Annotated in this window: 13 protein-coding genes; 2 read left to right on the forward strand and 11 right to left on the reverse strand. The window is 67.4% G+C overall.

Features of this window, described 5'->3' with window-relative positions; genetic code table 11:
- Positions 1 to 20: 20 nt before the first annotated feature.
- On the forward strand, positions 21 to 1,403 hold the full coding sequence (locus PLE19_16255) for a hypothetical protein (GenBank protein ID HPD16506.1): 1,383 nt from the start codon (positions 21 to 23) through the stop codon (positions 1,401 to 1,403).
- A gap of 8 nt (positions 1,404 to 1,411) precedes the next feature.
- Here PLE19_16255 and PLE19_16260 read toward each other — a convergent pair whose 3' ends face one another.
- The 4 genes from PLE19_16260 to PLE19_16275 all read right to left on the reverse strand — a co-directional run bounded on the left by PLE19_16260 (position 1,412) and on the right by PLE19_16275 (position 5,787).
- Positions 1,412 to 3,052: a thiamine pyrophosphate-binding protein gene (locus PLE19_16260; protein HPD16507.1), complete on the reverse strand. Its 1,641-nt coding sequence runs from the start codon at positions 3,050 to 3,052 to the stop codon at positions 1,412 to 1,414.
- 5 nt (positions 3,053 to 3,057) lie between these two features.
- A complete protein-coding gene (locus PLE19_16265; GenBank protein ID HPD16508.1) occupies positions 3,058 to 3,279 on the reverse strand; it encodes a type II toxin-antitoxin system HicA family toxin in 222 nt (73 codons plus the stop codon).
- On the reverse strand, positions 3,276 to 3,479 hold the full coding sequence (locus PLE19_16270) for a type II toxin-antitoxin system HicB family antitoxin (GenBank protein HPD16509.1): 204 nt from the start codon (positions 3,477 to 3,479) through the stop codon (positions 3,276 to 3,278). The genes PLE19_16265 and PLE19_16270 overlap by 4 nt, the downstream gene beginning before the upstream one ends.
- 70 nt (positions 3,480 to 3,549) lie before the next feature.
- Positions 3,550 to 5,787 (reverse strand): hypothetical protein, encoded by a 2,238-nt coding sequence (locus PLE19_16275; protein HPD16510.1) that lies wholly within the window; start codon positions 5,785 to 5,787, stop codon positions 3,550 to 3,552.
- Between the two features lie 169 nt (positions 5,788 to 5,956).
- Here PLE19_16275 and PLE19_16280 point away from each other — a divergent pair, with 169 nt between their 5' ends.
- A complete protein-coding gene (locus PLE19_16280; GenBank protein HPD16511.1) occupies positions 5,957 to 6,583 on the forward strand; it encodes a DUF1080 domain-containing protein in 627 nt (208 codons plus the stop codon).
- Between the two features lie 102 nt (positions 6,584 to 6,685).
- Here the strand turns inward: PLE19_16280 and PLE19_16285 are convergent, their stop codons facing one another.
- The 7 genes from PLE19_16285 to PLE19_16315 all read right to left on the reverse strand — a co-directional run bounded on the left by PLE19_16285 (position 6,686) and on the right by PLE19_16315 (position 17,489).
- Positions 6,686 to 7,291, reverse strand: coding sequence for a MarC family protein (locus tag PLE19_16285; protein ID HPD16512.1), 606 nt, complete (start codon positions 7,289 to 7,291; stop codon positions 6,686 to 6,688).
- An 81-nt stretch (positions 7,292 to 7,372) separates the two neighbouring features.
- Complete coding sequence (locus tag PLE19_16290; protein HPD16513.1) at positions 7,373 to 8,479, reverse strand: Gfo/Idh/MocA family oxidoreductase; 1,107 nt, start codon at positions 8,477 to 8,479, stop codon at positions 7,373 to 7,375.
- A 154-nt stretch (positions 8,480 to 8,633) separates the two neighbouring features.
- The gene (locus tag PLE19_16295) at positions 8,634 to 10,067 is read right to left on the reverse strand and encodes a cellulase family glycosylhydrolase (GenBank protein ID HPD16514.1); all 1,434 of its coding nucleotides are present in this window, start codon (positions 10,065 to 10,067) and stop codon (positions 8,634 to 8,636) included.
- A gap of 16 nt (positions 10,068 to 10,083) precedes the next feature.
- Positions 10,084 to 11,451 (reverse strand): hypothetical protein, encoded by a 1,368-nt coding sequence (locus PLE19_16300; GenBank protein ID HPD16515.1) that lies wholly within the window; start codon positions 11,449 to 11,451, stop codon positions 10,084 to 10,086.
- On the reverse strand, positions 11,448 to 12,629 hold the full coding sequence (locus PLE19_16305) for a PD-(D/E)XK nuclease family protein (GenBank protein ID HPD16516.1): 1,182 nt from the start codon (positions 12,627 to 12,629) through the stop codon (positions 11,448 to 11,450). The genes PLE19_16300 and PLE19_16305 overlap by 4 nt, the downstream gene beginning before the upstream one ends.
- A 153-nt stretch (positions 12,630 to 12,782) precedes the next feature.
- Positions 12,783 to 13,364, reverse strand: coding sequence for a transposase (locus tag PLE19_16310; GenBank protein ID HPD16517.1), 582 nt, complete (start codon positions 13,362 to 13,364; stop codon positions 12,783 to 12,785).
- 51 nt (positions 13,365 to 13,415) lie between these two features.
- Positions 13,416 to 17,489 (reverse strand): sugar-binding protein, encoded by a 4,074-nt coding sequence (locus PLE19_16315; GenBank protein ID HPD16518.1) that lies wholly within the window; start codon positions 17,487 to 17,489, stop codon positions 13,416 to 13,418.
- Positions 17,490 to 17,659: the final 170 nt, after the last annotated feature.

Raw genomic sequence — 17,659 nt, forward strand, 5'->3', positions numbered from 1 at the left:
CCGCCGCAGGAGCCAAGCGAATGACGCCGGAGGAGCGGATCGCGGTCGTGCTGCGCGAGACGCAGCCGTTGAGGTTCCCCCGCGGCGAGCGGCTGCCGCTCTTCGTGTGGCCCGCGATGGACCTGCCCGGCGACGAGGCCCAGGTCGAGGCGACGCTGCGGGCTCTCGACGCGCGCGGCATCGCCGCCTGCGCCTCGTGGCACCCGGGCAGGAACCAACAGCAGTCGCTCGACCGCGCCCTGCGGATGAGCGCCCTCCAGAAACGCCTCGGCCTGCTGGTCAACATCAACGCCAACGCCTGCACGTACAGCATCTGCGACGGCTCGGATGCCACCGCGCACCTGGACGCCGAGGGCAAGCCCTTCTTCGATACGTCCTCGGAAGGCAGGAAGCTCGGCTGCCCCTTCCGCCTCCAACACCGCTACCCGGCCATGCGCGAGCAGGTGGACTTCTTCTGCCGCGCCTACGCGGAGAAGGGCGTGGAGCCGAACTTCGTCTTCGCCGACTGGGAGATTGACGGGCCGATCGAGTGGAACGGCGGCTGGGACGCCGCGAGGCGCTGCGCCGTGTGCCGCAAGAACATCCCGAAGATGGACGACTTCCTGGAGTTCCAGAAAGCCTATCGCCGCCTCCGCAGCGAGATTCAGCGCGAGTGCTACGCCAGCGTCGTCCTCAAGCGCTTCCCCAAGGCCCTCGTGGGCAACTACGGCGTCTATCCCCACGGCGGCTGGCGCCACTGGTACGACTACTTCGAGGGCGACCCGCCGAAGGGCTGCCCCGTGAAGCTGGACGGGCGGGCGCCCTACCGCCCGTGGCCCGTTGAGGAGTTCGCCGACTGCGGCTACACCTTCGCCATGCCTGTGGTCTACACCTGGTATCGCATCTGGAGCTGGTACGACTGGCCGCAGGGCGATTACCGCTGGTTCTACGCGCTCTTGCTTGAAGCGAGCGGCGTCGGCCAAGCCACGCCCGCGGGCACCCCCATCATCACCTTCGTCCACCACACCACCACCTCGCCGCCCAAGGACCCCGATCCCGCCGTCAAGCAGTTCAGCAGCGCCGCCTATCGGGAGCTGCTTTGGCACATGCTCCTGCGCGGGCACGCCACCTTTTTCCTCTGGTGCCCCGACAACGAGATTGCTCAGGAAGTGAAGCCGCTGCACGAGACGTGGGCCGCGGCATTGGAGTTCCGCGAGTTCCTCGACAAGGGCGAGCCCGTGACGTTCGACGTGCCCAGACAGCCCGGCCCGGTCGTTTCCGCCCTGCGCCTCGGCGATCGCCTGCTCGTGCGGCGCACCGACTTCACGGACGCCCGAGGGCCCGTCGCCCTGAGGGTGGGGGAGAAAACTCTCGCGGTGCCGCGCGCGGAGGGGAAGAGCCAGGTCCTCCCCCTGGCCGACTGACCGCTGAGTTACCTGCCCACCTGTCGGCCCAGGCTGCGGCCCAGGCGCTCGAGGGCCTCGGAGCGGTCGTAGGGGTCGAGGTGCACGTTGACGAGGGAGAAGCAGGCGGTGTTCTCGCGCGCCTGGGCGAGCGCTGCTTCCAGCTCGCCCTCCGTGCGTGCCTCGCAGCCCCAGCCGGCGCCCACGAGGCGCGGCATCTCGTGGTAGGCCCAGTTGGGGATGTCGTTGTAGGCCCCGTCGTGGATGAAGCGCTCGGTGGTGTAGCCCTTGTTGTTGAGCACAAACACGATGGGGTTGAGGCCGAAGCGGGCGATGGTGGAGAGCTCCTGCCCGGTCATCTGGAACGCGCCGTCGCCCACGAGCACGATGGGCCGCAGGCGCGGCTTGCCGATCTGCACGCCGAGGGCCGCGGGCACGGCGAAGCCCATCGAGGTGTAGTAGGCCGGGCTCACGAATTCGGTCTTGCGGTGGATCGTGAGGTCGGCCGCGCCGAACAGGCTGTCGCCCGGATCGCACACGACCGCGAAGTTGTCCTCGAGGAACTCGTTGAGGCGCGCGAAGAAGCGGCGGACGGTGATGGGCCGCTGGCGGTGCACGCAGAAGGGCTTCTGCGGGCGCTTCGGCGGCGCGGCCACCTTGCGCCGCGGCCCGATCGGCGCGCGCAGCAGGCCGCGCAGGAAGTCGTGCAGCGTGACCCCCTCGAAGTGATGGTGCCGGATGGCGATCCGCTCGGACGTCGCGTGGATCGTGCGGCTCATGTCCAGGTGGGCCGTGAAGATGCCCAGGTCAATGTCGGTCAGGAACGCCCCGAGGATAAGCACGGCATCGGCCCCTTCGACCGCGCGCCGCACGTCGTCGCGGCCCATGCCGCCCTCGTAGATGCCCAGGTACTGCGGGTGGATTTCGGAGATGACCGACTTGCCGAGCAGCGTGGCGGCCACAGGATAGCCCGACCGCTCGACGAGGTGCACGAGGGTCTCCTGGAGGCCGAAGCGGTGGAGTTCCACGCCGGCGAGGATCACGGGGCGCTTGGCCGCCCGCAGCATGGCCGCGGCTTCGGCCAGGGCCTCGCGAAGGGCCTCGGGGTCGCTGTGTGGCTCCTCGCGTCCCAGCGGCCCGGGCGCGGCGCAGGGGCGGTCCACCAGGTCGCGCGGCAGCTCCAGGTAGACGGGGCGCTTGGCGCGCAGGCAGGCGGCAATCGTGGCATCAATCTGTTCCGGCGCGTGGTCGGGGTTCTCCAGGGCGGCCGACGCCACGGTGACCTGCTCGAAGATGAGCTTCTGGGTGTTGAAGTCGCGCACGCGGTGGTGGAGGAGCGGCGAGCGGATGCGCTCGCGGAGGCCCGGCGCCCCGCTGATGACGATGACGGGCGACTTCTCGGCGTAGGCCTCGGCCACGGCGTTCACCGTGTTGAGGCCGCCCACGCAGTAGGTGACGCACAGCGCGCTCAGGCCGTTCACCCGCGCGTAGGCGTCGGCCGCGAAGGCCGCTCCCGCCTCCGAGCAGGTGCCCACCACCTCCATCGAGCTGGCCTCCAGCAGATCGTAGAAGCTCAGCACGTAGTCGCCCGGGATGCCGAACACGTGCTTCAGCCCCGCTTCCTCGAGGCGCTGCACGAGGTACGAGCCTACCGTCGCCGACTTGGGCATGCGAGTCAACTCCATTCCTGCCGTGGAATCTCCGCGCCTTTGAGGATGTGGAGGAGTGTTCCGATGGGGATGGGGAGGCCCTTGTGATGGGGAATGATCGCTTGGAGGCCGGTCTCGGGGTGCCGCCACTTGCGATGGCAGCCGCGCTGGACGAGGAACTTGAACCCGTGCGCAGCAAGCAGCCGCTCGAGTTCCGGCGCGGTCATTCGGCGGACCCTGTGGCTCATCCCACAGCCACCTCGAGCACCTTCGCGCCAGGGGCGAGTTCCACGTCACTCGGCTCGAGGTAGAGGGCGATGGCTTCTTTAATGTTCTCGAGCGCCTCCTCCTCTGTCTCGCCGCACGAGGCGCAGCCAGGAAGCTCGGGGCACCACACCGCCCAGTCGCCAGTCTCGGGGTCCTGCTCGACCACGATGCGCCATTTCATTTATCGCTCTCCTGCCCCCCTTCCATCAGTATAGCCTGCGCAACGTTCGTTGCAAGCGGGTGTCTCTCGCTCACCTGACGACGAGCCAGTGGAGCGTGGCCCCTTCGGGCGCGGGTTTGTCGAAGGCGACGGCGAAGCCCTTCTCGGTCTGCTGGGTGACGGCGCGGGCGGTGAGCCACGATTGCTCGATGAAGACGGCGTAGGCGGCGTCGGGCTCAGGCTGGGGGAAGGCTACGGCGAACGATGTGGCCCCGGCGGGGATCTTGGCGGCGATGCCGCGGAGGTTGCGGGCGGGCTTCTCGGTGGCCGAGAGGCCGCCCGCGCGCACGACCCCCGCGCCGCCGGTGTCCACGTTGCCGCCGCGGACCTCGAGGTCGCCCGTCTCCGGCGAGACGCCGAGCGAGGTGCGCTGGCCACGCCGCGTCGCCCACTGAAGGGTCTGTGGGCGATTGGGCTGGCGGAGCAGGATGGCCGCGTCGGCGAAGTCGGCCTTGCAGTCGAGGCCCACTTCGGCGGCGGACTCGATGGCGAGCACGGAACCCCACGCCGGGCGTCGCGTGCGGCTCTTCGCCGCGGCATCGAGCGTCGTCGGGCCGCCGCGGACGGCGAGGCACTGGTCGCGCGGCACGGTGCCCAGGTTCGCAATGTCGAACACGGGCGAGGGGAAGGCGCCGGGCACCTCGTCCCAGAGGAACGCCCGGAAGGCCAGGGGCTTGAAGGGGTCGGGGCCGATGGCCTGCTCGATGGGGTCGCCGGGGGCGAAATCGTGCGGCGTACCGCGATCGGCATAGGGGGCGAGCACGAGGGTCGTGCGCCCGGCGATTCCCGCCGACGGGCCGCCGGGCGTGACGCCGCGCGAGAGGTCGCAGGGGTAGGCGCCCGGGGCGATGATGTACCGGAGCGGGCGGAGATGCCCGTCGCGGCTGTAGTTCTCGGGGTCGAAGAGGGTCGGGCTGCCGGCGCTCTTCGCTCCCCACCAGAAGCGGCGGATGCGGAGGTCCTTGGTGCCATCGGCGTGGGCCGTCAGCTCGGTGATCTCGTACCAGCGGCGGAGCCGGCCTTCGACGAGCTCTGACGGCTCATCCACGGCGAAGAAACGGCCGATGACGGCCTCGGTCCACGGGCAGTCCTTATCCCCACGGATGAGGCCGCCCATGCGCAGTTCCTTCGCGCCCTTCTGCACGCCGTCCACCAGCGTCGTCGGATAGGCTTTGCCCTCGAGCACGCTGCCGCCGCCCGCGTCGGGGTCGGAGGCCGAGCTGGGAGCGACGATGAGCACGCGGCCCCCGGTGATGGCCTTCGTGGGGTTCAGGTTGATGAGGGGGCGGGTGTTGGCGAGGGTCTCGGCGTTGGCGGCGCCGGTGTAGACGACCTCGCCCGTTTCGGCGTTCGCGGCCTGCACGCTCGCGCGGAAGACGTTGGTGAGGCTGCGGATGTAGGTGGCGTAGCAGACGCCGTTCTCGTCGCCGGCGGCCGAGTGCACGTCGCCCATGTACCCGAAGTCGGTGGCCACGAGATAGGCGTCGCCGCAGGCGTAGTGGTGGCGTTTGACGAAGAGGTCGAACGTCTGGTTCGCCGCGTTCGCGTTGGTGGTCATCACAAGCGGCTGGGTGTGGTTCTTGTTGTGCACGATGGCGCCGCGTTCGTGGTCGCTCGTGGTGTCGGCCACGAAGTAGGGCTTGCGCCGTTCGGGGTCGTAGCCGAGGGCTTTCACCCACACGCGCGCCACGCCGCCGCCGTAGCCCGGGCCGCCATGCACATTGAGGAATTGCCCCACGAAGAGGCCGCGAATCGTGGGCACGTAGAAGCGGCGGTCGGCGCCCGCTCTCACAGGCTCCTGAAGCCAGTCGAGGTAGCTGCTGGCGCCGTGGACGATGTTGTTCTCGATCTCCATCGCGGGGTAGAAGCCCCAGTGGGGCAGGCTGTCGCCGGGCGGCATGCGCAGGGTGCGGGCCACCTTCCAGCCGGTCATCTGCGGCACGCGGACCGTGAGGGTGCCGCCGCGCAGGTCGAGCACGGTGACGCCGGGGCCGGCGCGCCAGCCTTTGGCCGGCGCCGGCGGCGGGGGCTCGCGACGGAGCGATTGGCCCGCGTTCTCACAGCTCCAGCCCGCGGGCGCCTCGGGCGGGATGATCAGAACTCCGCCCGGATCGCCCAGGGCCGTCAGGGCCTTCTGGAACGCCGCCGTGGCCTCGGCCGGGGTGCCGATCGGCCCGAAATCCGCCAGCGAGTGCACGGTCTCTCCTGCCGCCGCCCCCGCGGTCGGCGAGAGCAGGGCCCACACGGTGAACACCAGAAGCCGTCGCATACGCGCTCTCCAGTATCGGGGTCGGAACATGCGATGTCAGCATAGGGCATGCCCTGGTCGAGCGCAAGCGGCGGAGAGCGGGGCATTTGACAAGCCTCCCTGCCCGCGCTACCGTGTTCGAGAGGCCGAAACGCACGCTGGGGAGAGGAACCGAAATGGAGGATGGGACATGCGACGAGCCGTGGCATGGATGGTTCTGCTGGGGGCTGTGGCCCTGGCGGCCGACAACACGCCGCCCGAGGGCTTCACCGCGCTCTTCAACGGCAAGGACCTCACAGGCTGGGGCGCCGGCGTGGGCAAGCCGGCCACCGAGAAGCAGATCGCCGAGTGGAAGGTCGAGGACGGCATCATCAAGTACACCGGCAAGGATGGCGATCTGTGGACGACGAAGAGCTTCAAGGACTTCGTGCTGATGGTCGAGTGGCGGCTGCCGGCGCCGGGCGACAGCGGCATCTACGTGCGCGGCTCGTCGAAATGCCAGGCGAACATTTGGGTGAGCGAGCTCGGCTCGGGCGAGGTCTATGGCTACCGCACCGACGGCAGCCTGCCCGAGGAGATTCGCAAGGCGGCCACACCCTCGAAGGAGGCCGACAAGCCGGTGGGCGAATGGAACGCCTTCGTCATCACGGTCAAAGGCGACCGCATGACGGTCGAGCTGAACGGCGAGAAGGTGATTGACGGGCTCCAGATGGTCAAGTGCCCGGCCGAGGGGCCCATCGCCCTCCAGAACCACGGCAATCCGCTGGAGTTCAGGAACATCTACATCAAGGAGCTCACGGACGAGCCGGCGAAGTGAGCCTCGTGCCCGCCAGCGCCTGACACAAGCGGGCTGCGCCGCCGCGCGAGGGCGGCAGCCGATCGGAGAGCCGCCGGTTCCCCAGGGGGGCCGGCGGTTTCTCTATGGGGCGAGGTGGAAGATCGTCTTGACGCCGGCGATGATGAAGTGCACGCCGATAGCGATGATGAAGATGCGCATGATGCGCGAGGCAATGAGCAGGCCGAAGCTGCCGAGCAGCCGGCGAATCGGCTCATCGAGCCAGAAAATGACCCGCGTGAGGGCGAACACGATGGCGCCGGCCAGCAGGGCATGCAGTTCGCCGTGCCGCTCGACGATCAGCATCGTCGTCACGATCGCTCCCGGCCCCACCAGCAGGGGGCAGGCCATCGGCACGGCGGCGATCTCCAGCCCGCGGGGCTGCCGCCTCGCCTCGGCCGCCTCGGGCTCCCGCGATGTCACCATCGCGTGAATCCCCACCGCTGCCAGCAGCAGGCCGCCCGCGATCTGGAACTCCGGCACCTCGATCTGGAAGACCTTCTTCAGCACGAAGCGCCCGGCCACGGCGAACGCCACGATGATCACGAACCCGACGGTGGTGGCGACATGGTAGGCCCGCCGCCGCAGCCGCGGCTCCATGCCCTCCATCAGGTCCACGAAAATGGGCAGATTCCCCGGCGCATCCACGATGGCGAACAGGAAGATCACGCTGTCGAGGAGTTCGCGCACGCCACACCATGCCCGCCCTCCCGCAGGCCTGAAGGCCCGCGGGAGGGCCATTGGAGAGCAGCGGTCAACGGTCGAACCTGTTCACAGTCCCTTGAGGGCCGTGGACTTGCTTTTCTTCTCGATCTCAGCGGAGGTGACCTCGCGCCCGAGCTTCTGGGAGAGGTAGATGCCCTCGCTGACCTTCATGGTGGCCAGGGCGATGGCCGCGGTGTCAATGAGCTTGCACTTGCCGAGCAGCCCGGCGATCCAGTGGTGCTGCGGGCCGTCGTAGCAGGCGGTCTCGGGGAAGCAGGCGTGCCAGCGCCAGTCGCTGCCGCCGAGGTCGAAGGTGGCGTTCATCGGCATGTCGGCCACGGTGGTGAAGAAGCCGAACGGGCTGAGCTTCACGCCGCCCTTCGAGCCGGCGATCATCGGGCTGTCGGTGCCGTCCGAGTGAATGGCCCAGCTCTCCTCGATGACGAAGCTGATGCCGCCCTGGAGGCGCACGAAGCCGAGGCCCAGTTCCTCGACCTCCCACGGGGCCGCCTTGGCGCGGTCCTCGTACTTGTCAATCTCGTCGTGGGTGGCGCCGGTGACGGTCTGGATCGCCGGGTTGCCGATGAGGTAGAGGATGTTGGCGATGTGGTAGACGCCCATGTCGAAGAGCGCGCCGCCCTGCGCCGTCTTCCTGGTGACGAATTGCGGCGAGCCATAGCCGTCCACCCACGGGCGGCCGCGGCGGCGGAAGCCGTAGCTCTTGACGAAGTAGATCTTGCCCAGCAGCCCCTCGTCAATCAGGCGCTTGGCGGCCCGGGTCTCTTTGGAGAACAGCGTCGAGAGCTGAATCGAGAGCTTCCTGCCGCACTTCTTGGCCGTCTCGTACATGCGCTTGGCGTCGGGATAGGCGCCCGCCATCGGCTTCTCGCAGTAGACGTGCTTGCCCGCCTCCAGCGCCGCAATGGTCACCGGAGCGTGGTAGTTGTTGTGGAGGCACACGTCCACCGCGTCAATCTCGTCCATCTTCAGCATCTCGCGGAACTTCGTGAACACGCGCGGGATGCCGTTGGCGGCGGCTACGCGTTCCGCCTCGTCCTTGTTCACGTCGGCCACAGCCACGATCTCGCAGTCGGGCACGCTCTTGTAGGTGTTCACATGGCTCTTGCCGATCTGGCCCACGCCGATGATGCCGAGCCTGATCTTCCGACCCATTTTCCGCTCTCCTTGCTCCAGGGGCTGCGAAGCTGCTGCGTGGCGCACCGTGCGCCCATGCTGCGTAGCATACACGTCTGCTCTGCTTTTGCAAGCGGATGTCATGGCCGGAGCACACCCCGAGGGGGGATTGCGACCCATCGGCGCTTCCCGCTCACCGGCCGTCGCTGAGGCGGACGACGATGGACCGGCGGAAGGGGGGGAGTTCGATGACCGCCTGCCGGGCGATGAGCGGGGTGGAGCGATTGGCCCAAGGGTCGTAGACGAAGGCACTCGCCACGGGCCTGAGGGCGCCCAGAGGCCCCAGGTCCACGGTCGCGCCGCGGACCTCCTCGGGGGCCTGGCCGTCCCGCAGCTCGCTCATCCAGGTGTTGGCCTTGTCGCGGCACCAGAGGACGAGGGTGTGTTTGCCCCGGAGGGCGTAGACGCGCAACCGCGGGTGCTCGAGCATCAGCGGCTCGAAGCCCTCGGCCGGCGGGTCAAGGCCCTTGACGGCCTGGGCGAAGCGCCCGAACTGCCACCAGAGGTCGTTCGCAGCCACGTAGACATCCCAGTGCCAGCACTGGCCGCTGCCCGCGGCTCCCGCGAAGAAGGGGGCGAAGAGCACGTCGTGGAGGATGATGCCGGCCTTGTCCTTGGCATAGAGCTTGAAGGGGCCGGTGTGGCGCGGCTCGACGGCGCCGCTCTCGGCCAGGATGACGGGGCGCTCGGGCTTCAGGGCGAGCAGCTCGCGCACCGCGTCGGCGGCCAACACGTCCACCGGGCCGTGGCAGACCTCGAGCTTCGCGCCCAGGTCGAGGTAGCGGTGCACCTGGGCCACGTCGTTGCCCTTCATCGTGGCGAGGCGGCGGTAGTTGTCGCGCGCCCAGTCGCCATCGTAGCTGCCCAGGCTCTGCATCGCCAAGTTCCGCGGGAAGAGCTTGTGGAGTTCGGCGAGCATCGTCTCGCTCCAGGCCATGTAGTCGCCGCCGTGCACGCAGTTGACTTCGTTCCATAGCTCCCAGCCGTAGACGATGGGGTCGTTGCCGTAGCGGTGGGCATACCAGGCGAGTTTGCGCTTGAACTGCTCGCGGGGCGGGTCAGTGTCGAACCAGTCCTTGGTCGAGGCGGCGGGGCCGCTGCGCGAGGCGTGCTGCACGGGGTTGAGGGCCCAGGTCTTGCGGGGCGAGGCGGGGTCAATCTCGCGGAAGTGCTCGAGGGTCATCTTGATGCGAATGCCGTGCTTGCGGCCTAGGGCGAGGAGGGCGTCTATGCGCTTCGCCTTCGCTTCATCATAGGCGCCGGCCTTCTCGTGCTCCACGTCGAAGAAGCCGATGCTCAGCCACACGCGCAGGTGGTTGGCGCCGTGGGCCGCGAGGGCCTTCATCCAGGCGTCGAACTGCGCGAGGCCCGCGGCCTCGTCGCCGCCGGCCCTGCCGGGGTGGATCATGTTCAGGCCGATGGGGATGTAGGGCTTGCCGTTCGTGAGCTCGAGGTAGCGCGGGTCGCGCGGGCTGACGCGCACAAACGCCTTCGCATCGTCTTCGCCTGCGAATGCCCCCGCAATTGCCATGGCCATCACCCCCAGAAGAGCAACTTGGCGCTGCATCGTCTGCCTCCGCGAATCAGGGCGCCAGCACGGCGAAGAAGCCCTCCTTCGGGTCGGTCTTCTCCTTGCCAGGGTCGGCGGCCTGGGGTTGGAGGGCGTCCTTGGTCGTGAAGATGTCGGCGGGGGCCTCGCCGCCGGCGAAGACGGCGCGGAGCTTGCCCTCGACTGTGCGGGCGTCCACCGCGTGGGCGGCGCCGTTGCCCAGGCGGGTGCAGGCGAGGCGCGTCTTGAGGTCGGGCGACATCACGAGGAGGAACGCGCCGCCCGTGTAATCGCTGCCACTGGGGTTGAGATCAATCGGCAGGCCGAACGCGGCGACGCCGACCACGTAAACGCGTCCCGCCTCGTCGGCATTGATCTCGCCGGTCTTGGTCGCCACGTAGTTGGCCCGGCCCTTGGCGAGCCGCCCGCAGAACTGCTGGCCCATGAGGTAATCGCCCGTGGCGGGCTCGTAGCGGGCGAAGAAGCACTTGTGCTCGGCCCGGGAGTTGTGGAACTGATGGTAGTGGTCGCCGCCGGCGAGGGTCACCTTGGCCATGATGTCGCGCGGGCTGTAGCGGAAGATGTGGTTGCCGCCGGCCACCTGAAACGTGACGTAGAGCTTGCCGTCGCGGCCGATCGTACAGCGGTCGCCGCGGGCGTCGGCCATGTTGTTCCCGCTCCGGTTGATGAAGCGGTCGGACTTCTCGTCGGTGTCCCAGTTGTAGTTCTCCCACTTGCGCGAGCCGTCGTAGGCGAGGCCGAAGATGTAGGGGATTTGGACGGGCTCGCGCTTCTTGCCGTCGAAGGCGTGGGCGTTGCGGAAGCCCGTGAAGACGACGGTCTTCGACGCCCCGTCAATGCACACGTCGCAGGTGAAGTTGCTCCCCTTCGCCGTGCCGAGCGGCTTGCCGTCGGGGTCGAAGACGTGAATGCTCCCGTCGGCGATAGCCGCGAAGTGGCCGTCTTTCGCCGCGTCCACGCGGGTGCAGTCCTTGAACTCCTTGCGGAGAAGCACCTTGTCGCCCGTCGGCGAGAGCTTGAGCAGGCCCTCGGCCCCCGCGGCGAGATACAGATTGTCCCTTTCGTCGAGTGCCAGGTCCTTGAGTTCCTTAGCGACTGCGGCGGAGCCGAGCAGTTTCCTGCCATCGGGGCTGAGGCGCAGGACGCAGCCATTCTTCCCTGCCTCCACATTCGGCCCGGCCACCTTCACCCCTGGCCCGAGATTGGCCGCCAGCACAATCGTCCCATCCCCCTGAATCCGCGCCCCAACCACGCGGTCGTCGAAGCCTGGCGCGCCGAGGAATGAGGCGGAGGTGATGTGGAAGTCCCCCGCGGCCTGTGCCCGAACACCTGACGCCAGCGCGAGAGACACCATCGCAATCGCGAACGGCCTGCCGATCACTTGTCGCTCCTTGCGTCCTTGAACACGACCTTGAACACGTTGGTTGCCTTGGCAATCTGTGCCTCCGCCTTCTTCAGGAGTGCCTCCGCGGCGTTCCTGATACCCTCTTCGTCGTCGAAGTCGACGACCTTCTCGGTCGCGGTGAAGAAGCGACTGTACGTGGCATCCGGGCGGAATGCCAGCTTGCTCAGCCCAAAGCCGGCCTCGCTGAGAGCTTGGACGCATGCGAGCCTGAGTTTGCTGTCCGCCATCTTGCCGACCTCGAGTCCGAGGTGGATCCCGCCGCGACGGAGCTTCTGGAGCCAACAGTAGACCCACCACTTTGGAACGAGGTCCTTCCACACCAGAGGGGTGAAGAAGACCATGCCGGGCTTGACGACGAGAATCTCGTGCTGTTTCCCCTCGGACAACACCACCGTAACCACGTCCTGAAAGCGGCTGACCGCCCCATGCTCGACTATCAGGTCAATCGCTTCGCGGTGTTTCCGGTAGATCGCCCTGCACAGGTCGGTGATAGCCTTGTCCTGCATGGTCAGCCTCCGCAGGGTTTCCTCGTAGTGAGAGAGAAACGTGGCCACTGGCACGGCAAGCTGACGATGCCGCTGGCCCCTGATCCGCTCGATGACCCGCAGAAGCTGGGAGTAGCTGTAGGGGATCCAGGGAGAAAGCTCCTCAGCCTCCTCGCCGCGCTCCTCGAGGGTCAGGAGGACGGGCAGCATCCTGGCGGCAGGGAATTCCTTCTGCGCGTCCTTGTAGTACCTCTCAAGCTGCTTCTTGCTCACGCCGGAGCGCACTTTGTTCTCGATGAGGATAACGACGGGATCGCTTGCGTGGACGATGACCAGGAGGTCGAAGTGGTGCCACTCCCTGCGCACCTCGACGTCGCTGAAGTCCAAGAGTTCAACTTCCGCAGCCGAAAGGCTAGGGGCTTTCTCGCCACTCTCCAGCAGGATGTTGGACATAACGCGGCGCAACACCACGTCGCCAAGCCCGTGTGACCCCTTGGGGTCGAGGAGCCAGGCGAGCGTGTTGCTGTGGCGGATCTCCTCGGTCTCGACTTTCAGCGCGCGGAAGATGTTGAACGTCGCGAGCCGGGCCGAGAGTTCCTCAAGCTCGGGATTGTCGGCCAGGAAGCGGTCGAGTGCTGCCTTGGCTTCGGCCTGCTCTTGGGGGGTCATGTCACGATGCCCTCTCGCTCTACACGGCCATGCAATAGGCCACGCACATTGTATGCCGCACCGGATAGGGCGTCAACCCAACCTCCCGCAGGTTGTGAACCTGCGGGAGGTTTCCTCAACTGCCTTCCCGCGGGTTTCCTCACCCGCGGGAGGTTAGGGGTCGAGAAGGTAGCGCTTGAGTCGCGCCCGCATGCGCGCCTCGCCGATCTCATCTTCAACGAAGCGGCGATACTCCTCCGCGGTCGGGAACCGCTGGCGAATGAACTCCCCATCTTTCAGCGTGCCGGCTCTCTCCCCGACCCATTCCTGGTAGTTCGAATAGGCCCACTCTTCCGGGTGGGACACCAGACCTGCGATGACAGGATTGAGGTGGATGTACCTGCACAGGTGCTCGACGTATGCCTCGCGGTCCACCAGCACGTGGCGGAAGCGCCCCTCGAACAATGTGCCCCTGCGCTGACGCTCGCGGTTCAGCGCCTGCACGTAGGCATTGAACACCAGGTTGATGAGGCGGGAAAGCGGGGCCTCGCCCTCCTGCCTCAGCAAGAGATGATAGTGGTTGGGCATGAGACAATAGGCGATCACCGTGGCTCCGCAGGGGCCTCGGTACAGTTTGAGCAGCCGCAGGCAGTGTTCATAGTTGGCGGGTGTGAAGAAGATAGCTCCTCTTCCCGCGCCCCGGTTGAGGATGTGGTAGTAGTGGCCAGGGGCAAAGGCACCGCGCCTGTAGGGCACAGCCGACCCTCCTTCGATTCGACCTCCCGCGGGTTCCAAACCCGCGGGAGGTTAGAATGGGCGGTAGCAGCGGATGTCGTCAATGGCGGTGACGGCCTCGCCGCGGCCGCCGAAGAGGAACTTGCCGGACTCGGCGACGGCGACGCCGATGCCGCTGCCGGTGCTGAGGCTCTGGATGTCCAGGGTGCCAACGGGTTGGCCGTCAACCGAGAGCGTGGCTTTGCCGCCCTTCCAGGCGAGGTCGAAGGCGTGCCAGCCCTCAAGCCCCAACCTCCCGCGGGTTTCAAACCCGCGGGAGGTTACGCGCTGGCCATCCTTCGCGCCCGGCTTGGATTCGAGGCGCTCGAAGAGGATGCCCTCCTTGTCGAGGGAGATGGCGAGGGCGGAATCGCGGGGCACGGAGGCCCCGCCCACAGTCTGCCGCGCCTGCCTGGGTGTCGTGGAGAAGATGAGGCCCTGCTTGCCGGTGAGGCGGGCCTGGAAGGCGAGGCGGCCCTCGGCGTCTGTGAGGTGAAGCCGCGGCCAAAGGCGAATGCCGTCGCGCCCGACGCTCAGGGCCTGGCCCTTGACGCCCTGGGTGAGCGGGGCATCGGTGGGCTCAAACATCGAGCAGCCGAGCGCCTCGTCGGCCTCCACGATGCGGCCTGAAGGCCGCACTACGAACTCGCGGTCGAAGGAGGCGTAGAAGCTCTCGTCGGCCTTGAGCAGTTGTCGCTCGATGAGGTGGACGGCCGCGAAGTCGCGCTGGAGGACGGGCACGCTGAAGCCGCGGCGGGTCAGTTCCACCGCCTCGCCCGTCTCGGCGTTGAGGGCAACGGTCTTGCCGCGGCTCAGGCCCAGGCCGCCGAAGTCCACCAACACGTCCACGGTCTGGTCCTTGCGCGCGGTGTTCACGACCCAGACGATGGCGCGCGGGGGAGGACCTCCCGCGGGTTTGGAACCTGCGGGAGGTTTGGCTACGTGAGCCGAGGCGAGGCAGTCGGGCGTCTTGGCCGCGACGGGGCAGCCCTTCTTCCAGTAGCCGAAGAACTCCACGTTGTCCTCGTAGAGGCGGGCCTCCTGGGCGAGGACGTTGTAGAAGGGCACCTGTTCGGGCAACACGTCGTGGGCCATCACCCAGCCGACGAATTGGTGGGTGTGCTTTGGCTCGTGGACGGTGGCGTGGCGGGACGATTGGCACATCATGGTCATCACGCCGCCCGCGCACTTGGCCGAGCCGATGGCCCGCAGGCGGCCGGCGGGCAACACCTCGAGGTAATCGGCGTTGAGGTCGGTCGGCTCGACGTTTTCGCCCTCGAAGAAGATGTCGCCGAACCATGCGTGGTAGGCGGCGCCCGACGATATGTGCTGCCAGAGATTCGGGGCGAGCACGCCGTTCTCGTGGAACATGATCTTCAGCCGCTTGAAGTACTCGCGCTCGCCGAGATACGAGTAGCCGGGCTGGAGGCGGCCGTCGGGCTTGAAGTAGGCGCCGCCCGTAAGGAAGTTCTTGTCCAAGCCCAGATAATTCTCGTCCACGTAGAGGCCGCGGAAGCCGGCCTCGCGCACCCATTTCTGGTAGTGCCACACGCGGAAGTCGTTCGGCCCCTTGCCCTGCGTGGTGTTGCCGTTCGAGAAATCGCCCGGCGTCTCGCCCCAGTCCACCACGTAGCCGGAGAACTCGTGTCCCGCGTAGTCGCGATAGCGGGCGATGGCGTGGGCGATAGAGCCGACCATGGGGCGGTGGTCGGTGTTGCGCGGGAACTGGTCGAATGCCTTCTTGGACTTCTCGAGGCTCCACGGATAGGGGGAGCAGTAATAGGGCCACAGCACCGCCCAGTCGGCCTGGCTGTCGAACCAGAAGTAGGTGTTGCGCGCGCCGAGGAGGTCGCCCTTGCGGCTGGCGCAGATGATCGAGCGCCAGCCGGGCGGCAGAGGACGCGACGGGAAGGTCTGGTAGGCCCACTTGATCGTGGTCGGCTGCTTCAGTTCGGTCGGCAGCTCAATGAAGTGGACGCGCAGCGTCACGGTGCCGTCCTTGCGGATGATTTCCTGGGTGGGGTGCGAGCGGTCGGTCTCCGTGCCCCAGCCCTTGTCGTTGTCGGCGACCCAGATGAAGGCGCGGTCGGAGTTGGTGAGCCAGATGTAGGGCACGAAGTCGCCGAGCAGCATGCCCGAGCCGGTCTGCTGGCTCGACCAGTAGGCGGGCGTGACGTCGTGGGTCGCCGCCCAGCCGCCGGCCGTTGTGCAGAAGTGCGTGGCCTCTTCTTCGGGGAAGACGACCTCCAGTGTCAGCTTATCGGCCTTGCCGCTGAGGGTCCATTCGTTCAGCGTGAAGCCATCGAACTCCACGCGGGTCTTGGCCTCGACCTTGATGCCGCCCCCTTCGCCGGTGCCGGCGACGTCCACCTGGGCCTCCACGTGGCGGACGAGGCTGGGCGCAGAGGGCACGACCTCGATGGGTTTGCCGCCGCTCACAGCGACGAGGCGCATGCGCTTCACCTGGTCCACCCCGCCGTTGTCGGCCTTCTTCAGCAGGCCCAACCCGTCCAGAGCGAGCAAGCGGTTCCAGACGCCCACAGTGCCGTTCTTCCAGGTCGCAGGCGGCCAGGGCGGGATGACCTTGTCCGTGATGCCGACCGAATTGTCGGACCACTCAAACCTGTGGCGGAGGAGGCCGACCTCCTTCGATTCGCTCTTGAGCGGCTTGCCGTCGGCATCCTTCACCGTCACCTCGACGAGGACCTTGAGCGGCTCGGGCGTGGGGCTGGGCTTGGGGGGCTTGCCCTCCTTTGCCAGCTTTGCGTTCTCGGCCTCCGCAGCGTCAATCCGCGGCCAGTCGGCCACGGGGATGCGCAGCTTGTCGAGGGCGAAATGGGTGGAGGAGTAGCAGTGGCGGAAGGGCTGCATCGCGAAGCCCATCAGCTCCTTGTTGTTCTGCGTCGGGTCGAGGAGGCGGATCGCCCCGCCGGCCACCTTCGCGCGGTCGGGCAGGTCTATGATGTCGGCCCGCACGATCATCACGTTCGACTCGGGGCCATACATCGCGCGGAAGTCGAGTTCCTTGACCTCGGCCTTCTCGGGCCGCACGGGCTTGGGGCTGGGCGCCCAGCCGTTCACCTGGAAGGGGAAGCTCTGGCGGAAGATCACGCGGGGCACGGAGGCCCCGCCCACAGCCTGAGTGGCGGTGATGGTGAAATGGCCGGCCTTCTTCTCGTTCATCGCCTCGGGCGGGACGGCGCCCGCGAACTCAAAGGGCTTCCGCTCGCCGGCGTCGAGGGTGAATGCCTGCCTGATGATCTTGTCGGTGTCAGCAAACGTTGGCTCCTTGTGCCAGCGCAGCTCGAGGGTTACCTCGGCCTTCGCCTTGTCGGGCGCCACGATGGCCATCGGGAGGCGGTAGTTGCCGCTGAACACGCTCGTGACGTTGAACAGTTGCACCACCGCCGAATCGTCCACGAGGTGCACCTGGGGGTGTTGGGGGATTTCGCTGAATGCCTGGGTGATGGACCACGACGCCTGCGCCCGCGGCTTGGCCCCGTGCGCCGTGCGGCACATCAGGAACCGCCAGACATCCCCACTCTTCACGCCGTCGAACCCGAAGTCCTTGATCGGAATGCTCGCCTCCAGGACGTAGTGCGTCTCGCTCTCGGTCACGGCGGTGGTCCAGTTGCCCTTCCAGCCCTGGGCCACGTAGCCGCGGGTGGGGATCATCTTCTGGTCGAGCACGGCGGGATAGGTGTTGATGATGTTCTGATAGGTCTCGGGCACGAGCGTGGGCGGCGTGATCCAGATCTCGACCGACGGGTCGCCGTAGTCGTAGTCGTCGTTCTCTCGCACCGCCTTGCGCAGATACCACTCGGCGTCGGTGCGGCGGCAGTTGAAGAGGAAGTAGAAGTGCCGCTCGTCGTAGCCCAGGGCCACGGTCGTCTCGGCGGTCTGAAGCTCGTGCTCGAAGGGCGCGATCATGCCGGAGGTTGTGAACGCCTTGTCCCACTCGCCGGGGGCGATCCTGCCGTCAATCGTCGGCGGTGCGATCTTGCGGGCCGTGAACTCGCCGATGGGCAACCGCGGCTTCTGGGCGGCGAACGCCGCCGAAGCCGCCACGAGAACTAATAGCGCAGAGGAACGAAGCCAGCAGTTCATCGGGGCGCACTCCATCGAGGTGGTGACGGAACCGGGGAGTAATATATCCGCGCGCGGCCGCCGCATCAAGGCGCGGTCGCTCGCGCGCAAAAGCCTTGCCGAACGGGGCGTTCCGGTGTAGACTCAGGGGAGCGCATGGCAGGGGGCAGTTGGAGCCGTGGCCTGCACGT

The organism is Planctomycetota bacterium (assembly GCA_035384565.1).
GTDB lineage: Bacteria > Planctomycetota > PUPC01 > DSUN01 > DSUN01 > DAOOIT01.

Coding starts and splice junctions, on each gene's coding strand:
- PLE19_16255 (HPD16506.1), top strand. CDS start 21: ATGACGCCGGAGGAGCGGATCGCGGTCGTGCTGCGCGAGACGCAGCCG.
- PLE19_16260 (HPD16507.1), bottom strand. CDS start 3,052: ATGCCCAAGTCGGCGACGGTAGGCTCGTACCTCGTGCAGCGCCTCGAG.
- PLE19_16265 (HPD16508.1), bottom strand. CDS start 3,279: ATGAGCCACAGGGTCCGCCGAATGACCGCGCCGGAACTCGAGCGGCTG.
- PLE19_16270 (HPD16509.1), bottom strand. CDS start 3,479: ATGAAATGGCGCATCGTGGTCGAGCAGGACCCCGAGACTGGCGACTGG.
- PLE19_16275 (HPD16510.1), bottom strand. CDS start 5,787: ATGCGACGGCTTCTGGTGTTCACCGTGTGGGCCCTGCTCTCGCCGACC.
- PLE19_16280 (HPD16511.1), top strand. CDS start 5,957: ATGCGACGAGCCGTGGCATGGATGGTTCTGCTGGGGGCTGTGGCCCTG.
- PLE19_16290 (HPD16513.1), bottom strand. CDS start 8,479: ATGGGTCGGAAGATCAGGCTCGGCATCATCGGCGTGGGCCAGATCGGC.
- PLE19_16295 (HPD16514.1), bottom strand. CDS start 10,067: ATGCAGCGCCAAGTTGCTCTTCTGGGGGTGATGGCCATGGCAATTGCG.
- PLE19_16305 (HPD16516.1), bottom strand. CDS start 12,629: ATGACCCCCCAAGAGCAGGCCGAAGCCAAGGCAGCACTCGACCGCTTC.
- PLE19_16315 (HPD16518.1), bottom strand. CDS start 17,489: ATGAACTGCTGGCTTCGTTCCTCTGCGCTATTAGTTCTCGTGGCGGCT.